We start from the raw sequence: 415 nt of genomic DNA, 5'->3' as shown, positions 1-415 counted from the left end.
GTTGGAGCAAGAGAAGTCGGATTCATGTTTGGTCAGTACAAAAGACTTCAGAACGAATTTACCGGAATCCTAACCGGAAAAGGCCTTTCTTATGGCGGTTCTCTTATTCGTCCCGAAGCTACAGGTTACGGGAACGTATATTTCACCGAAAATATGCTTAAAACCAAGGGTGATACCATCAAAGGTAAGACAGTTGTGGTTTCAGGGTCAGGAAACGTAGCGCAATATGCTGCTGAAAAGGCAACACAATTGGGTGGTAAAGTAGTAACCATGAGTGACTCTTCGGGTTACATCTATGATGAAAGCGGTATCGACGCAGGTAAATTGGATCATATCATGGAGATAAAAAATGTGAAGCGTGGAAGGATCAAAGAATATCTTGATCAATATCCTGATGCTAAATATTTTGAAGGCA

Annotated in this window: 1 pseudogene; it reads left to right on the top strand. The window is 41.4% G+C overall.

What is annotated here, in order from left to right:
* Positions 1-415 (top strand): annotated as a pseudogene (locus HC176_RS16895) (NADP-specific glutamate dehydrogenase); the annotation flags it as partial.

The sequence above is a fragment of the Tamlana crocina genome (assembly GCF_012037625.1).
Note: the sequence above shows the minus strand (reverse complement) of the source record. Positions and strands in the feature narration are given on the sequence as shown.